Below are 23,523 nucleotides of genomic sequence, written 5' to 3'. Positions count from 1 at the left end.
GTTCCCTCGGGACCGGTCGGGTCAGGGGAACCGGCGGTTCGCGAGCGGTCGGGGGACGCCCGGGGAACGTCGGAGAAGCGGAGGGGCTCAGGCCGCCTGGACCCGGACCGCGGGGACCGGGAGGCCGGCGAGCCTGCGCTGGACGAAGAAGGTGTTCTTGTTCTGGTCGAGGCCCTGCACGGGGCCGATCCACTGCCAGCTCATCGAGGCCGCGTACTTGTCGGTGAAGCGCCGCCACTCCTCCGGGTTCGGGTAGCGGTGGTTCGCGTCGTGGAAGTAGACGTAGGTGGAGCCGAACTCGGTCGCGTTGCCGATCGGGTTCGCGATCGCCCCGCCGAGCGCCCGGGTCGCCACCGACCTTGCGGAAGCGGGCAGTTGGGACCAGGGGCGCTGCTGGAGGTCGAGGTAGGCGCGGCGCTGGCCGCGCGGGATTCCGGGCGGTGCGGGCGGTCCGAAGGTGCCGCCGGTCCGCACGTAGTCGGGGCGGTTCATGTTCCGCCTGCTCGCGCCCCAGCTCTTCAGGACCGGTTGCAGGGGTGTCGAGTAGGCGCGCAGGAAGGCGTTGAACGTCCGGTAGTAGGGGCGGGTGAGCAGCGCGTACCGGTTGAACATCGCCCAGATCACCGCATGGCTGTCCGCGTCGTCCCGGCCGCCCGACTCGCCGATGACGAAGCGCGCGGTCCATTCGAGGTCCTCGGCGGTGAACCGGTAGGGAGCCTTGCCCTGCGCGGTGAGGATGCCCAGGCGCGGCGCGGCCGCCACTTCGAGGGCCGGCGGCTCGGGCCCGCGGGGAGTGGGGGCATGCGGTGCGAACCGCACGTGCAGATGGTTGTCGTGGCCTTTCAGGGGACGCACTCCGCGTACCTCCGGGTCGTTGAAGAAGATCGCGTGGACCGGCAGGACCTGGTTGCCGCGCAGCAGGTCGACGAGCTCCTGCGTGAGTGCTCGCGAGTACCCGGGCTGGCGCCAACTCAAGGGTCCCTGACGGCCGTTGGACTTGACGGGCCGGATGTCCACGTCGAACCCGAGGCGGTGGGAGACATGCCCCGGCAGTGGGCCGCCGCCGCTCCGGCTCAGATCGCGGATGTCGAGCACCGGCCCCTTCGGGTGCGCCCGGCTCCAGGCCGCCGCGACCGCCAGCAGGGCCCGGCCGGTCTCCGGCCGCCCGAATCGGTGTGCGGGGCGGCCGGACGCCCGGAACCCCGGACCCGACGCCGGAAGCTGGAAGGAGACCGCGGGGTCCTTGGCCACTCCCGCGGCCGTGCGCAGCAGGGGCCAGGTGGTGGCCCCGATGTCACCGTCCGCGGGCGAAATCCCCTGCGCCGCCTGCCACTTCATCGTCTCGTCGCCGAGCGCGGCCCAGTCCCATTGCGTACGGCGCGAGTTCAGTGCCCGGCGCAGCGCCGGGAGGTGGTGGCCCCAGCCCAGCGAGCGGGCGTAGGCACGATTGCGGGCGGTGGTGTCCTGCACGCGCCGGGCACGGGCGCCCCGGGAGTGCGGGGAGAGCCGGGCGACCCGGGCGTCCGGGACGGCGGCCCGCGAGGGCCGGGCGCCGGCCCCCGGGGGCGCAGCGAGCCGCGCCCCCTCGGGGTGATTCCAGGCGGTCGGCATGCCCCTCACTCCCCTTCCGGGCGCCGGCGCCGGGGCGCCCCCGCGTTGCGGCCCGGCGGCAACTGCGCGGGACGCCGGGCGGGCTGCCTGCCGCCGGGCAGGGCCTGCGGGGTACGGGCGGCGGCCGGGGGCAACTGCGGCCTGGACTGGGCCCGTTCGATGCGGCGCCCGTCCCGGCGGTCACCGCCGGAGGATGCGGCCACCGAGTGCCGGCCCTGCTGCTCAAGGAGCCGACGCCGCAAGTGCACCGCCGGCATCGTGGCGTCGATGCGTGCGTCGGTGCGCTCCAGGCCGAGGTCGACGCCGGTCACCGAGCGGTAGGAGTGCAGGTATCCCTGGATCTCCGAACGCCAGTAGCGCGCCCAGTTCGCCGCCTGCGTACGGTCGTTGACCGAGTTCCAGTTGCCGTAGCGGATCGTCAGGAGCAGCTGCTCGCCGAACCGGCCGAGGTCGCGGAAGTGGATGACGGTGTCCGGGGTCCAGCCCTGGAGCCGCTTCATCGTGTCGACGCGGTCCATCCACTGCTCGGGATAGGCGACCATCGTGCGGCCCGGCAGGAACTCGCGCATCTCCGGGCGGGCCAGGATCCACTCCTCCATGAGCATCTCCTGCCGCGCCGTCCACGGCAGGTCGCCGTACTGGTTGTGCTGTCCCTCGGTCAGCAGCAGATGGACGTCCTTGAGCGCGTTGAGCACCGGGAAGCCGTCCGCGATGACCGTGGTGTCGTCGTCCTCGCGGAAGAACACCGACGTCAGGCTCAGCAGGGTGTGGAAGGCCTCAAGGAAGCGGGGACGGCTGTCCACCGGCCGCAACGGCGGGTTGCCGGGCGCCAGTTGCGTGATCCCGTACTGGTGGTCGTACTCGTAGGCCCGCCGCAGGGAGGTCAGCCGGTTCTGCTCGTCCTGTACGTAGCCCCACATCAGCTGGTTGAGGGCGCGCAGCGGGTCGATGTCGACGTGGGCGAGCGGGTCGTAGTCGCCGGGGCCGTGCAGGTTCTGGAAGCGGTTGGCGATGGCTTCGGTCGAGTTGACCAGCATGCCCTCCTCGTGCCAGTACGACCAGATCAGTTCGAGGAAGCAGGGGAACGTCAGCTTGTCGCGGAGGATGCCGAAGCACTCCACACCGAACTTGTCCGCATCGGTGATCGCGAGCTCGCCCAGCTTCAGCCGGATCACCCCGAGGTAGGGCAGCAGTGCCAAGTCCTGCTCGTCCGGGCGGCGGTCACCCGGCGAGGATGCCGAGATATAGCGCTGCCAGCGCTGCTGGATGGCCCGTGCGAACGCGTCGCCGTCCACGTCGCCCGACTCGCCGTACCGCCGCCGCTCCTCCTCCAGGTCGACGCCCTCGAACGGCGTGATCAGGTCGTCGGCCGAGACCAGCACCCCGCAGCGCACGAGGAGGAACACCTCGGTGGCGACCTTCAGCAGCCGGTAGGCGTCCACGCCCGGGAACGGCAGCGCGCGCGGCCCGATCTGCTTGCGCGGCTCGTGGGCGCCGGGCAGGGGCGTGGTGTTGCACATGATCGGGTCGATGAAGGCGCTGTACTCGTTGAACGAGATCCGGTCGGTGGAGCGGCGGATCGCCGTCCACAGCGCCTGGTCGTCCGTCGGATCCGAACCCGCCCTGCGCAGCTGCACGTTGATGCTGTCGCCGGCGGCGAACGGCCGCACCGCCACGGTGACGTCGGCCGTTCCCACGTCGTCCGCGACACCGGGGCTGCGGAAGGTGACCCGGGCGGTGTAGCCCCCGGGCTGCTGGTTGTCCGGCACGTCCCAGACGGCCCGGGCGGGGTCCGCGGGGTCGGGGGTCAGCGGCCCGAAGCCGACGACCTCCCAGGTGACGGTGGCCGTGGCGTCCGCGGCGGTGGGCTCGGTGCTTCCGGCCGGTCCCCGCGGAGCGGGTTTGGCGAGCAGCGAGACGCGCCCGCCCTGTTGGATCTGCTGGGGCCGTACTTCGATCGTGGCCATGACGGCCTCCTCAACGGCTTTCGGAAACGAATGCGGATGTGGAAATGGATGCGGATTCGGATGCGCAGCCGGGTGCGGATACGGCGGCTGCGGCGGCCGTAGGCAGCGGCGGCGCGGTGGCCGCGCACGCCGACAGGGTGCCGAGCGTGCTCGCGAGCGCCCAGTGGGCGATCAGCTCCCCGAGGAGCCGGCTCTCCTCCTCGGGCGTGATGAGCGCCGCGGCCCTGGCCTGCCCGAGGACCGCGAAGACGAGCGTGGGCGGCGCCGTGCGCAGCAGCTCGGGCTGCCGCATCCAGCGCCGGTGGCGCGCCGTCAGCAGTGCCGGCGTGCGGCTGCCGCGGGGCATCAGATCGGCCAGCCGGGCGCCGCTCAGCGAGGGCGGACGGTGAGCCGCCAGCAGCCGGACGAAGCGCGGCATGGACCGTTCGAGCGCCGTGATCAGGTCCCGCACCTCAGGTGTGGCGCGGCGCGGCGGATAGAGCGAGGCCCACAGTTCGGCGAGCTGCCCCCACTGCGGATGCGGGTAGAGGGCCTCGCCCATGGCGCAGCTGAGCCGGACCCGGAGGTACGGAAACGGGTGCGGGTCGTCCAGCGGCGCCGGCGCGAGCACCAGCCTGCGCGGCAGGGACACCACCGCCATCAGGCCCAGCGTGCCGCCGATGCCGAGCTTCCCCACGGCGAAGAAGTCCGCCAGCACCTCGGAGAGCGTCAGCCCCCAGTACCGGAAGGCGGTCCGCTCGGCCTCGGTGCGGGCACCCCGCTCGATGTCGTACAGCACGGGCCGCAACGACTCCAACAGGCCGAGCTGCGCGACTGCTTGATGCCCGACCTCATGGGTCAGCGAGGAGCCGATGCCGTATCCGACCATGCGCTCGCGCGGAATCCGGATCAGCGCGACCGGGCTGCGGCCGCCGCCCGGGATCCGGGTGTGCACCCGGCGGATCGCGCCGCCGGGACCCCGGGCCAGGTAGCAGACGATGGGCGGCGGATCGGCGAGCGGCGTGCCCGGCGAGGTGAGCGCGTCGACCGCCGCCACGTCCAGCCCCGCTAGCAGCACGCCCACCTCGCGCTCACTGCGCTGGGTGACCGCTTCCTGGAAGAGGTCGAAGTGGGTCAGTACGGAGTTGAACTCCCAGCGCAGCAGGGAAAACTGGTGCTGCTGCCACTCGGGTTCCCGTTCCCCGCCCGGCCCTTCGAGCCACTCCAGATACGCGCCGACCCGGCCCCGCAGTTTCGCCCGCCCCTCCATGAGGAAGCGCTCGATCGCGCTCTGGGCGGCGGGGGACGGTGCGGCGGCAGGCACCATGGTCTCGTGCAGCGCGAACGGCTTGACCCGGGCCAGCCGGGTCAGCAGTGCGCGGGCCTCGCCCTCGAGCAGCGCGGTGGCTGCCGGCCGCATGTCCACGGCGGTCAGGCCCCCATGATGACGATCTTGCGGCCCTGACGGACCCAACGGCCGGACCGGGCATGCCCGTTGTGATGCCCGCCCTCGTGCCCGCCGTGCCGCGCACCCTCACCGTGAGCGTGCGCCTCCTCGGCCCGCTCCCACCCGGCCTCTTCGCCGAAGCCGCGCCGCTCTTCCTCACCGAAGCCGCGGTGCGCCTCTTCGCCGTAACCCCGGTGGGCCTCTTCGCCGAAGCCGCGCTCTTCCTCTTCGCCGTAGCGACGCCGGGCTTCTTCGCCGAAGCCGTGGTGCCTCTCTTCGCCGTACTCCCGACGACCCTCCTCCTCTTCCTCGCCCCGTTCCTCCTCCGCGTACTGTCCGGTCTCTTCGGCGTGAGCCCAGCCCCACTCCTCCTTGACCGGCGCACCCGATGCGCCGGCGGCGTCCGCCGGTGCCTGGCCGTCGACGTCCACAGGGATGGGCGCCGGCCAGTACCAGGGCGCCGGAACGGCGAACGCCCTGAAGCGGCGGGCGACCCCGGGGGCGTAACGGCGGGCCGCGGAATGGGCGGCCTGCTGGGCGAGGGCGCGCGGGGCGGTGCGGCGCGAGCCGTGGGCCGCGTTGCGGGCGGCGGCGCCGGACAGGGCGACGAAGCGCCGGGCGGCCTCGAACTCGTACTCCTCGTGGTCGAGTCCCTCGCCCTCCACCTCGAACAGGTTGCTCGCCCAGGAGCCGAGCTTGGAGCCGACGGCGGTGCCGAGCCCCGGGGCGATCGCCGTTCCGATGGCGCCTCCGATGCTCGGCAGGGCCTGCTTGGCGACGTTCTTCAGGATGCCGCCGAGCTGCTTGCCGACCGAGGAACGCAGAAACCCGCCGGCCTTCTTCGCGGCGGACTTCAGCCAGTTGCCGAGGAACTGCTCCAGCTCCTCCTCCGAGGTGACCCCCAACAGCTCGGTGGCCAGCTGGAGTTCCTCCTCCTCGCTGAACGGGCTCTCCAGCGACTCGGGCACCCGCTCCCCACGCCGCTCCCCGCGCCGCGCCTCACGGTGCTCCTCGGCCCCGAACTCCTCTTCCTCCTCGTAGCGCTCCTCATGGCGCCCCTCGCCACGCTCTTCGTAGCGCTCCTCGTAATCCTCTTCTTCGTACGGCTGCATAGTGATCAGCCCCTCCCGGCCATGAGCCGACGCGACCTGTCCAGACCCAGGAACCAGGGCCTGAACAGCAACGTTGGCAGCGGGACGGGGGCGCGGTCTTTGGGGGCGGACCTGGGGATGACCCTGGGTTAGGGGGGCCTGGGGTGCCTGGGCGCGAGACTCAGAACGCCGCGTCGGCTATGCGCATGACGTACGGCAGCTCGGGGGCCCGGCCCGTCGGGTTGATCGAGTAGACCAGGACTCGGCGCAGGTCGCGGGTGGCGAAGACGCCGCTCGTGTAGCCGGGGTACGAGCCGCTCTTGCCCCAGACGACGGTGCCGTCCGGCAACGCCGTGCGCTGCAGGCCGCCGTAGCTGAACTGTTTGTCGCCGGTGACGCCGGTGGGCAGCGTGAAGAGTTCCCTCTGCTGGGCGGGCGGAAGCAGCCGCCCGCGGTACAGGGTCGTGAAGAACCGGCCCAGGTCGGGGGCGTTGGAGATCATGCCGCCTTCCGCCCAGGAGTACGGGCTCTGGACGCTCACGTCCTTCAGCTCGTCCGAGCCCTCCACCGCCACCAGTCCGCGGGTGTACGGCGCCGGTATCGACCAGTCGTCGAGCGCGGGCACCGAGGTGTCGCGCAAGCCCAGGGGGCGGAGTATGCGGGCGGTGACCTCATGACCGTACGAGTGGCCGCTCACCTTCTCCACGATCAGCCCGGCGATGAAGTAGTTGATGCCGTTGTACTGCGTGACCTTGCCGGGTTCCGTCGGCGTCCCGCAGGACAGGGCCGACCTGATCACCTCCAGCGGAGGGACGTCCTCCTTGGCACAGGTCGGTATCTGCAGCCCGCTGGTGTGGCTGAGCAACTGGCGGACGGCGATGGGGTGGTAGCCCGTGGGGAGAAGCCCCGGCAGCCACTGCTGCACCGTGTCGTCCAGGCTCAGCCGGTGTTCCGCGGCGAGTTGCAGCACCACCGTCGACGTGAAGATCTTCGTGATGCTGCCGATCCTGAAGTGCGCGTCGGGGGAGGGGACGGAGGGCCCCGCCGTTCCCGTCCATCGGCCGTCGCTCCCGCTCATGCGAATGAGCCCGCCCGTCACGTTCTCGTCGGGCAGGCCGGCGAGTGAGGCCCTTAACGCCTTCTCGTCCAGCCCTTGATGCCGTTGATTGCCTTGATTCCCTTGTGCCTCGCGGTGCACGGGCGCTGCGGCCGCCGCCGGAACAGCTCCCGCGGCCAGCAGAACAGCAGCCAGCGCCCCGGCCGCCACCACGACCCCGCGATTTCCTCTGCGCAACAGTGAGTTCGCCATGCCCACGAGTCTGCCGCCGCCCCGCCCGCAAGCCATCGGGAAGATCCCGGACCCACCCCTGACCCCCACCCCGAGCTGCCCTCGGGGTCCCCGGCCGAGGGCCTCAGGGGCGCTTGGGCCGGCCGGCGTCGAGGATCCTGGTCACATCGACGGTGACCTTGGCGCCGATGGAGTCGGGGAGGGTGACGAGTTCGCTGGGGGCGTGGATGCGGTGGGTGGCGTAGCTGTCCCGGGTGGGGTCGGTGAGGACGTGCAGGCGCTGGTGCCGGCGGTCGATGATGACGTAGACGGGGATCTTCGCCTTGGCGTAGTAGGAGACCTTGGTACGCAGGTCGGTCTTCCAGTTGCCGGAGGTGACTTCCAGGACGAGGCGGAAGCATTCCGGGTCGTAGCAGCTGTTCTCCACCAGGTGCTCGCGGTAGTCGTCGTCCACCACGGACAGATCGGGGATCACGTAGTCCTCCGGACCGCTGGGGAGCCAGAGGCCGATACCTGGCAGCGCCCGCATCAGGCCGAGCTGCATGAAGGGGAGGGCGAAGAGCATCAGGGCTTCCGAGTGAGGGCCGTCGGGGCTGGACTCACGAGGATCTGGCCTCCGATGATCTCGACGCAGCGGCCCGGAAGACTCTCCATGATGAGATTCGCCTCTGCGATCAGCGGCCGTTCGCCGTGCGGCCGCTCGACAGATGCTGCAGACATCGCGTGCCTCCTGTGGGCTGGTGTCGAGCGCATCATCGTAGGCCGGGCGAGCTGTCGGCGTCCCGTTCGCACCACGTCACCCGATCGTGCCCCGACACGCACGTGGGCCCCGCTTCCACCCTGTGGAAACGGCGCCCACGTGGACGTACGCGTACCAGCTCACCCGATGGCGATCCGTGTCTTCCAGTAACTCGCCGGGGCGATGATCTCCGCTCCGGAGCCTGAGAGAGCGGCCTTGCCGCCCGCGTGGAACCGTACCGACCCGTCGGACCGTACGGCCCAGATGTCCGGGACGGAGTCCCCGTTGGCATCGGGCGTGCCGATCAGGAGCGGGACGCTGCTGCTGGACCAGCCGGAGGCGCCGTACTCGGTGTCGGCCCCGCCGGAGGAGCCGGCGGCGGAGGCGAGCGAGTTCAGGTCGGTTCCCGCGCCGCTCGCGGCGATGCCCTTGCGGAGCAGCAGCCGGGACGAGACGTCGGTGCGGTAGACGAGGTCGGTGACGTCGTCGCCAGTGATGTCCTGGGCGGTGACGATGTCGCGGTCCTTCCAGCCGGAGGCGGACAGGCGGATCGCCTGGTCCACGGTGGCGCCGTGGTAGCCGGTGAACGCCCACAGCTCGTCGTCGGCGCCGTTCGCGACAGTGGCGAAGAAGTCGGCTTGCCCGTCACCGGTGACATCCCCGGCGCTGACGAGCTGGGTGATGTCCGAGGGACTTGGGGTGCCCTCGGGGAGCAGAATCTCCCGACGCTTGTCGATGTTGACGGCGCCATATCCGTCGCCGGGGTAGACCCAGAGCTTGCCGCCGACGCGTGCGACGAGGTCCTGGAGGCCGTCGCCGCCGTAGATGTCGCCGTTGTGGGTGATCAGGGCGTCCTTGAAGTGGCCGGAGGGTGCCGCGGCGTAGGGCGGCAGCTCGTCACCGTTCGGGTCCTTGTCCGGGTTGGCCCGGTAGGCGCCGGACATGGAGTAGTCGAGGTCGCCGGTGCCCTTGGTCAGGTCGTCCTTGTCGGCCTGGGAGGGATAGAGGGACAGGTTGCCGCCCTCAGTGACGACCATCAAGTCCGGCAGTTTGTCGCCGGTGAAGTCTCCGGGAGCGTCGGCCTGGTCGCGCGGTGTGACGTAGAAGAAGTACTTCGTCGGCTCCGAGGCGTTGCCCGCGCTGTCCACTGTCCGGACGTAGAGGACGTTCGGGCCCGCGGTCGGCGGCTTGGCGTTGCTGAGGGTCGCGCTGACGGAGGTGGCGGTGCCGGAGGTGCGGTCCAGATGCCAGGGGTAGCTGGCCGAGTTGAACCCGTACTCGTAGCGCACGACGTCCGTGTTGAGGGCACGCACGGTGAAGGAGCCTGCGGTGCCGAACTTGAGGGTGCTCCAGTTCGAGTCCTCGCCGCCGCTGCCGAAGCCGTTCTCGTCGCCGTCGGCATCCGGGAAGTCGGTGGAGCTGACCTTGGGCGGCCGGGGTGCGGCCGTGTCCAGGACGAACCGGCAAGGCGTCTTGGCAGGGTAGAACGCCGACGTACTGCCGGCGTCGTCGATCGCCCTCACTCGCCAGGAGTACGTGGTGCCGTTCTTGAGCCCGCTGGTGGAGAAGGCCTTCGTTGTTCTCAGAGCTGTGTCGGTGTCAGCACCGGCAGACACCGTGCCGGTCGACTTGAGGAGGTCACCGGTGCTGTCCCACTGCCCGGTCGGCCAGAGGTCGAAGTCGAGGCGGTCGAGGTTCTTGTCCTTGTCCGCGGCCTTGGCGGTGAACGTCAGGTCGCCCGAACCCATGCGGACGTACGACGGCGTGGTGGTGCACTTGGCGTCCGGGCCCAGGTCGAGGGAGCCGGAGACGATCGTGGGCTTGCGGTTGTAGACCAGCTCCAGAGAGGGCGGGAAGTCGCCGTTGGCCTGGAACTTCTTCCACGCGTACTGGGCGTGCTCGTCGCGGGCGCGCAGCCCGAAGGTGATGGTGTCGTCATCGCCGTCGTCGGCGGTCTTCTGGGCGCCCTTCTTCACGTCGAAGGACTCGTAGTCGTCATGACACTGCTTGGACTTCCAGCCGTGCGCGAAGCTCTTGGTCGCGAGCTTGTTGCCGTCGTGGAGCTTGGGCGCGTTGTTCCAATTGGTGTGCGAGTCGATCTCGCCGGTGAGGTGAACGCTCATCGAGCGGTCCTGGCACGACCAGGAGTACGTCTCCAGCAGGGTCAACTTCGCCTTGGTGATCTTCGTCCCCTTCAGGTCCTTGTCGAAAGGGATGTTGAAGAACGAGCGGGAGGTGCCCCAGGTGTCGGACTCGAAGCCGACGCGGGCTTCGTGGGTGCCGCCCTTGTTGAAGCCCTTGCCGTTGTAGAAGGTGGATTTGGGGAACCGGTTGTAGGCGGTGGTCCAGTTCTGTGACTGCCTCTTGACGGAGGGGTCGATGAACACGGGGAACGTGGTCTCCGGGTCGGCCAGGAAGTCCTGGTCGGGCGTGAGCAGCCACTGCCCCGCAGACAGGTCGGTCTCGACGAGGTCACCGCGCGAGTCGGGCGACGGGCCGTCGAGTGAGGGCAGGCTCAGCGTTGCCGCCGAGCCCGTCTGCGTCGGTGCCGGGGTCGGCTCGGCGGGCGGGGACGGCAACGGGGATTCCGAGACTGTCGGCTCGGGGCCGTCGCTCGCCGACGGCAGCGCCTCTACGTCGGTGTCGCTCTGCTCGTCCGACTCGACGGGGTCTTCGTCCGTCGGGCTCGCGCTCTCGCTGGGGGAGGAGCTGACGGAGTCCGTCGGGTCCGGGGACTCGGGCTCGGTGGGTTGGGCGGACTCGCCCACGGCGGTGTCGGTGCCGGCAGGCAACCCGCTGCTGTCCCACATCAGCGGGGTGGGCGACACGGCGACCTCTTCGCCGTCGGCGTTCTCGGCGCTGACGATGCCCGAGGCCGGGTCGAGCCGGAACGTGAGATCGGTGGAGTGGAGGCCGTAGACGAGCTGCTGAACGTGAGGGTCGGAGGCCGCCTGACGGTTCTTCAGGACGACGAGCTGTCCGAAGCCGTCGTCGTCGGCGGTGAGCACGAGGTCGCCGCCCGGGAAGATCTCCGGGTACAGCGCGCGGTTGCCGTCGATGACGGGTGCGGGAACGGCGCCGGGCCAGGTGAGCTGGATGTCGTAGGCGCCGTCGCCGACGTGCAGGGTCACCAGCGGGGTCCCGGTGTCGGCGTCGGCCGCTCCCTTCACCAGGGAGACGCGACGCACGGTGGAGCGGGAGGCGCGCTCACCGCTCCCGCCGGAGCCGTCCGAGAACACCATCCGGGTGTTGGTGGCCTTCGGCTCCCACCCGTCCTTGGTGTGGTGCAGGCTCGGGTCGATCTTCTTCCATTCGCCGCCCACCTTGGCGCGGACGGGCGAGGAGTAGAGCCGCTTCGTCATGAGTCCGTCGGGACGGGCCCAGGTGGTCGAGTGCGAGGTGCGCGCGGCGGTGACCTCAACGGACTTGCCGGTCTTGGCCGCCCGGTTGATGGCCGTGGCCTCAGTGACGGTCTTCGAGTTCGAGCCGTGCCCGGTCCCGTCGTCCGTTGCGTCGCTGTCCAGCTGAAATCCGGCGTAGACGATGCCGGTCGTGGCGACCGCGGCTGCGACCAGTGCCGCACCGGCCCGACGGCCGGGCATGCGACGCCAGTTGCGCGTGATGCGCGTCATCGGGCGGGTTCCCCTTCCCTCTTGGAACCGGCACGTGACAGGGCGTGGCCGGGCCAGCCGATGATGACCTATGGGGAAGCTGTCGTCATCCTGTGCGGGATTCGTGGGGGAGGTGCGAGGGGCGACCCTCCGCTGCTGGTGGAAGGGGGGCGGACGGCTGACGAGGAGTGAGTGGGCCCGCGTCCTTGGGGGGGGCAAAAGGCGCGGAGCATCGCCAACCGGTGTGAAACGCCTGGTCATTTGCCATGCTGCGCACGTGTACACGTCAAAAGATGCAAAAGTGCTGGTCAATCCCTTGCGAAGTGGTATCCGGACTTCGGATCTATTCGTTGCGTAGCGATGCGTTACGTTCCGTGATGATGATCACATCGTCCGGTCATGTCTGGCATTTCCTCACAGGACGATCACAGAATCTTCGCTGTCTGTTACGTCGTCACGCGTGGTCTGTCATTGGCCCCGCACCAATTGGTCCGGGGGACCTCGCCGTGTTCGAGCGACTTTCGCATGCCCGCAGGCGCCGCCTCGCGCGCACAGCCGTACCCGTGACGGCAGCCGCATTGCTGGTGGGTCTGCTGCCCGCGCAGTCGCTGGCGCTGCCACCGAATCCGGACAAGGCGGAGACGGGGCGCGAGACGCTGACCCTGGAGGACCTGAAGCGCGATCTGCCGATCCCGGGCAAGGTCTTCAGCCGCCACCTGGCCACGCTGAAGGCCGATGTCCCCAAGGACCTCCTCACGGCAAAGACGGGCACGACGAGCCCGCCCTCCAACCTGACGGGTTCGGTCAACTTCGGCTCGACCACGACCACGACCACGACCACGACGACGGCCTCGGCCCGAACAGCCGCCGCCGGTGCCACCGCCGACCAGGCAGCCCTGTCGCCCGTCGGCACCCTCCCCGTCAGCCTCGGCCAGGCCCCCGACCAGCCGGCCCCGACGGGCACATGGCAGGTCACCATCCCGGACCGCACCTCCTCGGTCAGCCAAGGCGTGGACGGCGCCGTACTGGTCCTCCGCGCCCCGGACACCGGCGCGGTCCCGGTCTCCGTGAAGCTGGACTACTCCAAGTTCAAGAGCCTCTACGGTGCTGACTGGGCCTCCCGTCTGCGCTTCGTGCAGTTCCCCGAGTGCTATCTGACGACGCCGGACGACGAGGCGTGCCAGACGTACGAGGAACTGGAGACGACGAACGACACCGCGTCGAAGTCCCTCACCGCGACCGTCGACCCGGCGGCCGACGGCACGGTGACCCCGGCCTCGGCGACGTCCTCGGACGCCAAGGGTTCGGGCGTGGCGCAGGCGGCCTACCGGAGGTCCACCTCGGTGACTCCCGCGGCCGCCGGCGACACCGCCGTCGTCGGCGCGGTCGACTCGGGCGCATCCGAGGCAAGTAGCTTCAAGGCGACACCGCTCGCCTCCGACGGCAAGTGGGAAGCGGGAGGATCGTCGGGCGCGTTCAGCTGGTCGTATCCGCTGACGGTGCCGAGCCCGCCCGCAGGTCCCGCCCCCAAGGTCTCCTTCGACTACAACTCGCAGACGGTGGACGGCCGTACCGCGGTCTCCTCGCCACAGGCCTCCTGGATCGGCGAGGGGTGGGACTACGACCCCGGCCACATCGAGCGCCGCTACCGCACCTGCCAGGACGACCGGAAGAAGCTCGACTCCGGCACCCCCAACAACACTGCCAAGAAGGACAAGACGTCCGACCTGTGCTGGGTGTCGTACAACGCGGTGATGTCCCTGGCGGGCAAGACCACCGAGCTGGTCCGTGACGCCGCCGCAGGCAGCAACCCCGAGACCGACACCGAGATCTACCGCCCGCAGCAGGACGACGGCACCCGCGTCGAGCGGAAGACCGGCGGCAGCAACGACGACAACAACGGCGAGTACTGGGTCGTCACGACTCCGGACGGCACGAAGTACTACTACGGCCTGAACAGCGTGGGCGGCGGCCACGCCGACACCGACTCGGTCTCGACCGTCCCCGTCTTCGGCAATCACCCCGGCGAGCCCTGCCATGCGACCGCCTTCGTGGACTCGCGCTGCGGCTCCGGCAAGCAGCAGGCCTGGCGCTGGGGCTTGGACAAGGTCGTCGACGTTCACGGCAACGCGATGGTGATCGACTGGCATCAGTCCACCAACTACTACGCGGTGAAGAAGAAGTTCAAGACGCCGGAGGCCTACGACCGAGCCGCCTACCCGGACTCCATCGAGTACGGCATGCGCTCCTCGGACCTCACCAAGCCGTCCGCCAGGGTCGACCTGATCGTGGCCCAGCGCTGCCTCGCCTCCGCCACGGTCTGCGCCGGCGCCAACTTCGACAAGACCGATGACCCCGGTGCCTACCGCCCCTGGTGGGACAGCCCCGGAAACCTCAACTGCAAGTCCACGTCGAAGCTCTGCCCCGCCTTCCCGACCTTCTGGACCCGCCTGCGCCTTTCCGCAGTCACCACCTACGCGCAGCGCCCCGGCTCCAGCGCCCTCCAGAAGGTGGACACGTACACGCTCCAACAGTCCTTCCCCGACGGCTGGTACGACTCCGCGCCCGGCCTGTGGCTCGACTCGATCACGCGCACCGGATACGCGTCTGGCGACACCACCGGCACCCTCCAGTCCGAGGACGGCATCAGTTTCGCGCCCTACACGGTGGGCACCAGCTCGCCGAAGGAATTGCGCAAGCGACTTCTGGATCGCCAGTTGCCCAACCTCGTGCCCAGGGACAAGAGCGACCAACGGCCCGGCTTCACCCGCCCCCGCATCGGCACGGTCTCCACCGAGTACGGCGGTGACATCGAGGTCGAGTACAAGGGCGGCTGCGCGGCCGAGCCCTCGGAGGACAAGGGCAAGAGCAACGGCACCTGTTACCCCGTCCGCTGGTCGCCCGACGGTGACGAGAGGACGCCCGCCAAGGCCTGGTTCAACAAGTACGTCGTCGACTCCGTCACCGAGACCGACAAGGTCACCTCGCATGGCAAGCCGGTCGTCACCAAGTACAAGTACTCGGGCCCGGCCTGGGCGAAGAGCGACGACGAGTTCACGCGGCCCGCGCTGCGTACGTACAGCGACTGGCGAGGCTACCGGCAGGTCACGACTCTCAAGGGCAGCAAGTCCGCATCCGAGGCAGGCGTCAAGCAGTCCCAGTCGTACGCCGTGACGCGCTACTTCCAGGGCACCGGCGGCGAGGTAAAGGACTCCGAGAGCAAGTACACGCTCCTGACGGACGATGCGCCGCAGTACGCGGGCATGACAGCGGAGTCCATCACCTACCGCGACTCCGACGGAGAGGTCCTCAAGCGCAACCTGAACTTCCCCTGGTCCAAGCAGACCGCGTCGCGCTCGCGCGAGTACGAGGACGGGACCGCTGGGGAGCCGCTGCTCGCCCACCGTGTGGGAGTCAAGCGAGCGGATGAGATCCAGACGGACGGCGACAGTTGGCGTGCCGTCCGCACGCTCACCACGGTCGACGACACCTACGGCCTGCCCACCCAGGTGGAGACGGCCGTCGTCAAGCCCAACGGCACCGGCGAGGCGCTCTCCGACCAGACCTGCACCGTTACGTCGTACCTGCACAACACGTCGGCGTGGCTGATCGGCCTGCCGAAGGAGCAGCGCAGCACGGGCACGTCCTGCGCCGGCTACGCCACCGCCGATCCGGCGACCGAGCTCAAGTCGGCGGTGCATCTTTCCTACGACAGCTTGGCTTATGGGGCGACGCCTACCAAGGGTCTGCTCACCTCGGAGGCGCAGGCCGACGGAGCCGGAACCGCGTACTCGGTCGTCACCAGCACGACCTACGACCCGTTGGGCCGCGTCCGGACCGTCACCGCGCCGGGAACGGGCACCACGGAGACGCAGTACACCCCCGGTGACGACGGCGGACCGGTCACGTCGGTCAAGTCGATCAACGCCAAGGGCCACGCCACCACCACGACATTCGACCCTGGCCGTGGTCTGGCCCTGACGGTCACCGACCCCAACGGCCGCGTGACGCGCAACGAGTACGACGCCCTCGGGCGCCTGGTGAAGGGCTGGTCCCCGTCGCGCTCGTCCGGCGGCAAGTCGCCGAACGTCGAGATCGACTACCAGATGGCGATCGCCACGTCCGACCGGAACAGTCCGGCCGCAATGACCGTCAAGACACTCAAGGACGACGGTTCTTACAGCCGTGAGGTGACTCTCTACGACGGTCTGACGCGTGAGGTCCAGAAGCAGAGCGAGGCCCAGGGTCCCGGTCGGATCGTCACGGACACGACGTACGACGACCATGGTCTCGTCGACGAGGTGACCGGCGGATACCTCGCGAAGGGTGACCCGAGTTCAGGACTCTTCGCTCCGAAATCGAAGTCCCTCATCCCGAGTTCGGTCAAGCACCGCTACGACGGTCTGGAGCGCGAGGTCCGTTCGTCGGTCTATCAGGGCGGCGACTACAAGCACTCGACGTACACCAGCTACAGCGACACCAGCACGTGGGTGAATCCTGCGGGCTCGACGACTCCGACAACACGGACGTCCTACGACGCCCTTGGGCGGGTCACCTCCATCAAGCACTACACCAAGCAGGACTCCGGTGCGTCCGAGGGGCGTACGACTACCTACGACTACGATGCCCGAGGCAACCGCAGCACAGTCACTGACCCGGCCGGGAACGTGTGGTCGTACACGTATGACGCCCGTGGTCGGCTGATGTCCTCCACCGATCCCGACACCGGTACCACGTCCACGTGGTACGACGACGCCGACCGCCCGAACCGGGTGAAGAGCGCACGCCAGCAGGAGGTCTTCACCGAGTACGACGTACTCGGACGCGTCCTCAAGGTGAGGCAGGGGTCCGCGACCGCGAGCCCTGCCAAGGAGTACACCTACGACACGCTGACCGGCGGGCTCGGCAAGCCGGTGGCATCGATCCGTCACACCGCCAACGGCGACTACATCAACCGCGTCACCGGTTACGACACCGAGTACCACGTCACCGGCAACGAGACGGTCGTCCCGTCCAACACGATGACGACGGGCCTGGCCGGCACATACGCGTACGCCTACACGTACACGCCGACAGGAAAGCCTCAGTCGGTCACCTTGCCCGCCGCCGGTGGCCTGTCGCGCGAGAAGGTCGTCACCCGCTACAACGCCGACGGTCTGGAGGAGTCGACCTCCGGCCAGAGCTGGTACACGGCTGATGCCACGTACTCGCCGTACGGCGAGGTACTGCGGACGGTCTCCGGATCCCAGCCCTACCGCGTCTGGATGTCGAACTTCGTCGATCCGTACACGGGCCGCCTTCAGCGCACGGTCTCGGACCGCGAGACCTCGGGCCCGCACCGCATCACGGACAGCTACTACTCCTACGACACGTCCGGCACGATCACCTCCAATGCCCGCCGGCTCAGTGATGCGACCGGTGACACCTGGGACACCCAGTGCTTCACGTACGACGTGATGGGCGAGCTCGCGCACGCATGGACATCGAAGACCACTCCTGGCGGGAACGGCACGGGCTGCAAGTCGTCGAGCGGCACGACGTGGGGGTACCGCACTGACTATGCGGCCGAGTCCGGCCCGGTAGCCGAAGCCCCGGACGCGGCGACGGACACCACCAGCCCGGACGCCTCCCTGACGTCGACGCTCGCTGCGGCGGCCCCGGACGCGGCGACGGTGTCGACCGGCGCCACCGCCTACCGCCAGTCGTTCACGTTCGACTGGCTCGGCAACCGGGCGACGATGACCGAGCACGACACGGCGGACGCGACGAAGAACGTCACGTTCACCCACCGCTACGGCAAGACGGTCACCGGCGGCACGACCCAGCCGCACACGGTCACCTCCATTAGCTCCACCCCGTCCGGCAAGGGCAGCGCCTACACCTACGACGACACGGGCAACACCACGGTCCGGGACCTGTCCAACACGACACAGAACCTGGTCTGGTCGCCGGAGAACAAGCTCGACTCGATCACGGACGACGGCAAGAAGACGACGTACGTCTACGACGCCGACGGAAGCCGCATCCTGGAGAACTCGTCATCGGGCTCGACCCTGTACGTGGGCGAGACGGAACTGACGACAAACGCGTCAGGCACCATCACCCGTGCCTCGCGCTCCTACGCCCAGCCTGGCGCCCCCTCGGTCGTCCGAACCGCCACCAACGGCGCGACGACAGGCCACAAGCTCAGCGTGCTCATCGCCGATCACCTCGGCACGGCGAACACGTCGGTGGACCTCTCCAGCGGCCAGCCGGTCACGCGCCGCGTGTTCAAGCCGTACGGCGAGGCCCGCGGCACCAAGCCGTCGAGCTGGCCCAACAAGCGCAGCTACCTCGGCGTCGGCATCGACGACGTGGCCACTGGCCTGACGCACATCGGCGCCCGCGAATACGACCAGAGCTCGGGCCGCTTCCTCTCCGCAGACCCGATCATCGACATCGCGGACCCGCTGCAGATGAACGGATATGCATACAGCAGCAACAGCCCGATAGGTAACAGCGACCCCACCGGTTTGTGTGCAGACCTCGACTGCCCCACAAGGTCAACGACGAACCACGAGAACAGGACTCCGACACACCCGGCTTCATCCGGACCGCCGAGGTACTCACAGAACTATCAGGCTGCATTTAAGGCCGGAAATATCTACCCCGCTTCCTTCATCAAGACACACAAGGAGGTCTATCCCGGTATTTTCGTCGACCGGAGTTGGAAGTACGCGGAAAAGTACGCCGATAAGCTCTCGCAGGTGGCCGAGTCATGGTGTAGGGGCGAAAGTCCGGGTTGCTTGACCGAACCCAGTGCGAATGAGGAAGCGGGTCAGACCATCCTGGAGATGGTCAAATTCCAGGCCTGCATGCGATTGGGTCATGAAAGCGGATGTGCGGGCACCATGCGCCCTCCGAGTGCGGTCACCATGATGGCTTTGGCCGGACCGGGGGAAGGTCCGGCTGGCCGAGGTGAGACTGGTGTCAACCTGCGGAGTCCATGCAAGTGCTTCCTGGCCGGAACCGATGTCCTGATGGCAGACGGAACGACCAAGAACATTGAGGACGTCAAACTCGGTGACCATGTAAAGGCAACCGACCCGAAAACCGGGAAGACGCAGCCCCGCAAGGTGGCCCGGCTCATCCGCACCGAGAGTGACAAGTACTTCAACGAGCTGTCCATTGCCACCAAGGACGGCATCGAAAAGCTCACCGCCACGCACGAGCACCCCTTCTGGTCCCCGTCCGAGCATGACTGGGTCGAAGCGGGCGCCCTTCAACCGGGCATGACCTTGCGTACCGACGACGGAAGTGCTGTCATCGTCACGGGGAACCGCGCCTTCACTAGGCATGCGCGGACGTACAACCTCACGGTTGATGGTCTGCATACGTACTATGTGCTGGCGGGGAATACGCCGGTGCTGGTGCATAACTCGTCGTGTAGCACGTTCGGATTCAAGAATGCTCCGACCGTGCCCGGGGTTTACACCATCACGATGAAGGATGGCAAGGTGTATGTTGGGTCCAGTTCAACCAACATACACAGTCGCCTGCATGCCGCTTTCAATTCAGACAAGGCGGCTGTGAAGTCGGCGGGTTACACGACAAGCGACATTTCCAACATATCGGTGAACGATATGTCTGGCCACTCCTGGAAAGCGATCAGGGAGCAAGAGCAGTCGGTAATAGATCAATATGGCGGCGTGGGTGGCGGTACGCTTTTGAATCGCCGAAATGAGGTTCCTTAATGCGGGCGGACTATAGAGTCCTGAATTGGCGAGCCGACGAGTCGATCGATGAGCGTGAACTCGGCCAGCAGTATCAGTCCGGAGAATTCAACGGATTGTTCCTCCGTGCGAGCGGAAGCGCACGGCTGGGCGGCCTTGATTTCTTGTCCAGCTTGCCGGAGCTCAAGTATCTGGAGATCGAAGGCCGCATCGTCGATGACTCGCACGCTTTCAAAATCGCTGGACTCCGCGAACTGGTGCTCCTCACGAGGGGGCAAGTTGCGATCCCTGCAGTCCGGAACGCCTCTCTGGCGGCGTTGGCGCTAGATGATCGGGCGGGCGCAATTGACCTTGCAGGGTTTCCCGCCCTGGCGAGATTGACGATTTGGTCATCCGGTAGGAGTGATTTGGGATTCCTGAGGAGTGCGCCCGGGATCTCGTCATTCAAGCTGGAAGGTGTGGGGCAGATTGTGGATCTTCGCGGTTTGGAGAACTGCACGAAACTCGACGACCTGGAGATTCTTGAGGCGCGCGTTGAAAGTCTTGCCCCTCTTCGATGCCTCCAAGATCTGCGCCGATGCTGGCTGATTGGCGGAGGGGAGTCAATTCAGCCTGAGCCGCTGGACTTCAGCGCAGTGTCAGCTCTAAATAATCTGGAAGAGCTCAGAGTTACGTACGGGGGGGAGGTGCGATCGGTGGCTCCGCTTCTCGGTATGGGTTCCCTGCGTGACCTTCGACTTAGGGGAACCAGGGTCGTGGCAGGTGATTCAGGCTTGCTTAGTGAATTTCCGGATTCAGTAAGAATCGTTGGTCCGGAGGAGTGATGATCCGCGCCAACAAACGGTCGGTCACTTGAGGCAATGACCTTGAATGCAGAAGCCCCACCCAGAATTTGTTTCTGGTGGGGCTTCTGTGGTGCTTGACGGCAACGTCAGCGGACGACGACTGCGGTGGGTGAGGGAGTCGGGGTCGTCGTCTTGGTCACCGAGGACCTGCCCCAGGGTGTCGATGGCCTGGCGCTGGGGGCGGAGGCGTACGTGGGCGTAGACCCCGGCGGTGACGCCGATGTGGGCGTGCCCGAGGAGTTCCTTGATGACGACGAGGTCGACGCCCTGTTCCAGGAGCAGAGTGGCGGTGGCGTGTCTGAGGTCGTGGAAGCGGATGCGGCGGAGGCCGGCCTTGCGGAGGAATGTGGTGAAGGTGCGGGTGAGGTTGGTCGGGTCGATCGTTCTACCTGTCGCATTGGTGAAAACGTGCCCTTTGTTCTGCAACGCCGGGCCCGCGGCCTTACGCTCGCGCTGCTGCTCGTGGCGGTGCTTAAGTGAGCGGACGCAGCGGGTGGGGATGGCGATGCGGCGCTCGGCAGCACGAGTTTTGGTGGGCAGCGTGATGAGCCCGCCTGCGCTGGTGCGCTGGAGTGTGCGGCGGATGGCGGTGGCCCGCGGGGTGGTCGTACGGCGTGACCCTACGGCTTTCCTCGCCCGGCAAGATCTGCGGTTGATATGTCTCGGCGTGTGGCTGCCAGGAGAGAAGTGAGAGTGGCAGTGCGGAGGGAAAGGGTGACCGCCGGGTCGTCGGACTCGCGGAGGTGTATCGTTCCGTCGGGGGCGGTGGCGAGTTCGAGGCAGTTGTTTCCCTCGCTGCTGTAGGACGACTTCTGCCAGTGGAGGGTGGGCACTTCGGGGCCTTTCAGAGGGCGTTGATGATCTCGCGGATCAGGTCTCTTGAGGGGGTCTCCTTGAGGGCGACCGCCTCGAAGCGGGTCATGAAAGTGCGGTACTTCTCCAGTTGGAGGTCCGCGTGGAGGAATACGGACCCATGTTCGGCGTCGAGTTGCACGGCGTCCAGCGGGGGGACGGGGCCTTCGGCGTAGAGGACGCTCTGTCCCGCGCCGGGGAAGACTCCGGCGTCGTACGGGATGACGAGGACGGTCACGTGGTCCCGTTCGCTCATCTCGACGATGTGCTCCAACTGTTCGCGTGTCACGTCCCGACCGCCGAAGCGCATGCGCAGGGCGGCCTCGTGGATGATCGCCGTGTACGGGGTGGGGTTGGTCGCGAAGAGGATGCCCTGGCGCTTGATGCGGTGCGTGACGCGGTACTCGATCTCGGGTGGTGACAGCTTCGGGATGGACTGCCTGAAGATCAGGCGTGCGTAGTCGACGGTCTGGAACAGGCCGGGAACGTGGGCGACTTGGGCTGTGCGGATCGCTGTTGCGTGGTGCTCCAGCTCGGCGAGGTCCAGGAGGCCCGCCGGCAGGGTCTCGCGGTATTCGTCCCACCAGTTGCGGGTCCGTCCTGCGGTCATGGCCGCGAGAGCCTCGATGTACGGATCGTCCGAGCAGCCGTAGCTGTGGGCGAACATACGGACCCGATCAGCGCTGACGCCGAAGCGGCCGGCCTCGATGGAGCTGATGCGTGCCGCGTTGACGCTCAACAGCTCGCTTGCCTCACGGGAGTTCAGGCCTGACCGCTCTCGCAGTTTGCGCAGCTCGGCACCCACGCGCTGCTGCCGTACGGTTGCTGTCTCCCTTGGCGGCATGCGGTCGTCCCCTCACTCGTTGGGGTAGTGGTTTTCCCGAGTAGGTAGTAATCCTACTCCGCACCCTCTACCTTCAGTGTCGCATCAACTACCCAACGTGACACCGGGGTTCCCGTAAGCGCACCGCCCCGCCCACGCACAGCGCGTGGCACCGCACGGCGACAGAGCCACCGCCCGCGTCACCCGACCTCATCCTCATCTCCACCCCCTCATCCAACCCCCGTACCTCAAAGAGGAGTTACGGCCATGACCGAACTCGCCCTGACGAACTCCGATGGCTCTCCGCTCGACGCCGACTGGGAGTACGCCCTCCGTATCCCCCACTCGCCCCTCGGACCCGGCATCGTCCGTGCTCACGTACGGGCGGTGCTCACCCGCTACCAAGTCACCCCCGCCGTACTCGACAACGCCCAGCTCGTCGCGTCCGAGCTGGTGACCAACTCCCTTGCCTGTACGTGGGATCCCGTCGCCGTGCGGCTCGTACGCGCTGATGGGCGGCTGCGGTTGAGCGTGTGGGACAGCTGTCCGTTTCCGCCGACGGTGAGTCCGGGGGCGGGTCCCAGTCTCGACTCCGAAAGTGGGCGCGGGCTCTGGCTGTTGCGGGCGTGTGCCGAGGACTGGGGGCACTACCGGGTAGTCAACGGGCGGCGTAGCGGTGGAGGCAAGGAGGTGTGGGCGGAGTGGCGCGCGCCGTGAGACGTACCGGGAGTGCACCGCCCAGGCGGCCGCCGAGGAAGAGGAGGGGGGCGGGTCTCTCGGTGGGTTTCACACCGATGGCCCGGCCGCCGGATCAGTCCCGCTTCGGCTGCCCGGCGGCGAGGATCTCCGCCACGTCCAGGGTGACCTTGGCGCCGATGGAGTCGGGGAGCTGGGCGATCTCGCCGGGGGCGTGGACTCGATGGTTTGCGTACTCGCCTTCGGCGGGGTCAGTGAGGACGTGGAGGCGCTGGTGCTTGCGGTCGACGATGACGTAGATGGGGATCTCCGCCTCGGCGTACACGGAGTCCTTGATGAGGACGTCAGTCGTCCAGTTACTGGAAGTGACTTCCAGGACAAGGCGGAAGCAGACCGGGGCGTAGCAGTTGCGCTTGACAAGATGTTCTTCGAAGTCGGCGTCGACGACCGCGAGGTCAGGTACCGCGAAGGCTGCGTCTCCTTCGGGTAGCCAGAGCCCGACTGCCTGGAGCACGTTCGTCTCCTCCTCGTCCAGGCCCGCGGCAAGGAAGGGACGCATGAGCTTGGTCAGGGCGCGGGCATGGGCGCCGTCTGGGGGCGGGGACACGAGGATCTGGCCTCCGATGATCTCGACGCGGTAGCCAGGCATCCGGTCCATGATGTCGTCTGCCACTTCGAGGAGTGTCTTGGGCCGATGCTCGGCCGGGTGCTCGGACCACTCGACGGGTGCTGCGGACATCACGTGCCTCCCGTGGGCTGTTGTCGAGAGCATCATCGTAGGCTGGACAGCCCACGGGAGGAGTGATCGATCCGCTTCACCCGATCGTGGCCCCACACGCCCGTGGGGCCCGCTTCCACCAGG

General features: G+C 68.0%; 12 protein-coding genes and 2 pseudogenes. 3 read left to right on the top strand and 11 right to left on the bottom strand.

Features of this window, described 5'->3' with window-relative positions; translation table 11 throughout:
* Window positions 1-87: 87 nt before the first annotated feature.
* The 7 genes and pseudogenes from ACN6LB_RS18925 to ACN6LB_RS18895 form a co-directional block, all read right to left on the bottom strand.
* Window positions 88-1,611, bottom strand: a complete 1,524-nt coding sequence (locus ACN6LB_RS18925; protein WP_445026939.1) for a penicillin-insensitive murein endopeptidase — start codon at window positions 1,609-1,611, stop codon at window positions 88-90.
* Between the two features lie 5 nt (window positions 1,612-1,616).
* On the bottom strand, window positions 1,617-3,578 hold the full coding sequence (locus tag ACN6LB_RS18920; RefSeq protein ID WP_445026938.1) for a hypothetical protein: 1,962 nt from the start codon (window positions 3,576-3,578) through the stop codon (window positions 1,617-1,619).
* Window positions 3,579-3,588: 10 nt separating this feature from the next.
* Entirely contained in the window at window positions 3,589-4,977 is a 1,389-nt protein-coding gene (locus ACN6LB_RS18915; RefSeq protein ID WP_445026937.1) for a hypothetical protein, read from the bottom strand.
* Between the two features lie 11 nt (window positions 4,978-4,988).
* Window positions 4,989-6,116, bottom strand: coding sequence for a hypothetical protein (locus tag ACN6LB_RS18910; RefSeq protein ID WP_356131818.1), 1,128 nt, complete (start codon window positions 6,114-6,116; stop codon window positions 4,989-4,991).
* Between the two features lie 160 nt (window positions 6,117-6,276).
* Window positions 6,277-7,404 carry a serine hydrolase domain-containing protein gene (locus tag ACN6LB_RS18905; protein ID WP_445026936.1) on the bottom strand — a complete coding sequence of 376 codons (1,128 nt, stop codon included), beginning with the start codon at window positions 7,402-7,404 and terminating at the stop codon, window positions 6,277-6,279.
* Window positions 7,405-7,507: 103 nt separating this feature from the next.
* Window positions 7,508-8,103 (bottom strand): annotated as a pseudogene (locus tag ACN6LB_RS18900) (Uma2 family endonuclease).
* Between the two features lie 159 nt (window positions 8,104-8,262).
* The gene (locus ACN6LB_RS18895; protein ID WP_445026935.1) at window positions 8,263-11,754 is read right to left on the bottom strand and encodes a DNRLRE domain-containing protein; all 3,492 of its coding nucleotides are present in this window, start codon (window positions 11,752-11,754) and stop codon (window positions 8,263-8,265) included.
* A 542-nt stretch (window positions 11,755-12,296) separates the two neighbouring features.
* On the opposite strand from ACN6LB_RS18895, the gene ACN6LB_RS18890 reads away from it, so the two are divergent.
* Window positions 12,297-19,466 (top strand): polymorphic toxin-type HINT domain-containing protein, encoded by a 7,170-nt coding sequence (locus tag ACN6LB_RS18890; protein ID WP_445026934.1) that lies wholly within the window; start codon window positions 12,297-12,299, stop codon window positions 19,464-19,466.
* Window positions 19,466-20,269, top strand: coding sequence for a hypothetical protein (locus ACN6LB_RS18885; protein ID WP_445026933.1), 804 nt, complete (start codon window positions 19,466-19,468; stop codon window positions 20,267-20,269). Before ACN6LB_RS18890 ends, ACN6LB_RS18885 begins: the two co-directional genes overlap by 1 nt.
* A gap of 107 nt (window positions 20,270-20,376) precedes the next feature.
* Here ACN6LB_RS18885 and ACN6LB_RS18880 read toward each other — a convergent pair.
* From ACN6LB_RS18880 to ACN6LB_RS18870, 3 genes and pseudogenes are all read right to left on the bottom strand, one after another.
* Window positions 20,377-20,878, bottom strand: a pseudogene (locus tag ACN6LB_RS18880) (site-specific integrase); the annotation flags it as partial.
* Between the two features lie 32 nt (window positions 20,879-20,910).
* The gene (locus ACN6LB_RS18875) at window positions 20,911-21,123 is read right to left on the bottom strand and encodes a DUF397 domain-containing protein (protein WP_445026932.1); all 213 of its coding nucleotides are present in this window, start codon (window positions 21,121-21,123) and stop codon (window positions 20,911-20,913) included.
* A gap of 11 nt (window positions 21,124-21,134) precedes the next feature.
* Window positions 21,135-21,986 (bottom strand): helix-turn-helix domain-containing protein, encoded by an 852-nt coding sequence (locus tag ACN6LB_RS18870; protein WP_445026931.1) that lies wholly within the window; start codon window positions 21,984-21,986, stop codon window positions 21,135-21,137.
* A gap of 246 nt (window positions 21,987-22,232) precedes the next feature.
* Between ACN6LB_RS18870 and ACN6LB_RS18865 the strand changes: the two genes are divergently transcribed.
* Window positions 22,233-22,682, top strand: a complete 450-nt coding sequence (locus ACN6LB_RS18865; protein WP_445026930.1) for an ATP-binding protein — start codon at window positions 22,233-22,235, stop codon at window positions 22,680-22,682.
* Window positions 22,683-22,776: 94 nt separating this feature from the next.
* Here ACN6LB_RS18865 and ACN6LB_RS18860 read toward each other — a convergent pair whose 3' ends face one another.
* Complete coding sequence (locus ACN6LB_RS18860) at window positions 22,777-23,400, bottom strand: Uma2 family endonuclease (RefSeq protein WP_445026929.1); 624 nt, start codon at window positions 23,398-23,400, stop codon at window positions 22,777-22,779.
* Window positions 23,401-23,523 lie beyond the last annotated feature (123 nt).

The organism is Streptomyces sp. SAS_270 (assembly GCF_052543295.1).
The sequence above is the reverse complement of the archived record's forward strand: the minus strand, read 5'-3'. Positions and strand labels throughout refer to the sequence as shown.

What these genes read in the sequence shown, in the direction of transcription:
- ACN6LB_RS18925 (WP_445026939.1), bottom strand. Translation starts at nt 1,611, where the DNA reads ATGCCGACCGCCTGGAATCACCCCGAGGGGGCGCGGCTCGCTGCGCCC.
- ACN6LB_RS18920 (WP_445026938.1), bottom strand. Translation starts at nt 3,578, where the DNA reads ATGGCCACGATCGAAGTACGGCCCCAGCAGATCCAACAGGGCGGGCGC.
- ACN6LB_RS18915 (WP_445026937.1), bottom strand. Translation starts at nt 4,977, where the DNA reads ATGCGGCCGGCAGCCACCGCGCTGCTCGAGGGCGAGGCCCGCGCACTG.
- ACN6LB_RS18910 (WP_356131818.1), bottom strand. Translation starts at nt 6,116, where the DNA reads ATGCAGCCGTACGAAGAAGAGGATTACGAGGAGCGCTACGAAGAGCGT.
- ACN6LB_RS18905 (WP_445026936.1), bottom strand. Translation starts at nt 7,404, where the DNA reads ATGGCGAACTCACTGTTGCGCAGAGGAAATCGCGGGGTCGTGGTGGCG.
- ACN6LB_RS18895 (WP_445026935.1), bottom strand. Translation starts at nt 11,754, where the DNA reads ATGACGCGCATCACGCGCAACTGGCGTCGCATGCCCGGCCGTCGGGCC.
- ACN6LB_RS18885 (WP_445026933.1), top strand. Translation starts at nt 19,466, where the DNA reads ATGCGGGCGGACTATAGAGTCCTGAATTGGCGAGCCGACGAGTCGATC.
- ACN6LB_RS18870 (WP_445026931.1), bottom strand. Translation starts at nt 21,986, where the DNA reads ATGCCGCCAAGGGAGACAGCAACCGTACGGCAGCAGCGCGTGGGTGCC.
- ACN6LB_RS18865 (WP_445026930.1), top strand. Translation starts at nt 22,233, where the DNA reads ATGACCGAACTCGCCCTGACGAACTCCGATGGCTCTCCGCTCGACGCC.
- ACN6LB_RS18860 (WP_445026929.1), bottom strand. Translation starts at nt 23,400, where the DNA reads ATGTCCGCAGCACCCGTCGAGTGGTCCGAGCACCCGGCCGAGCATCGG.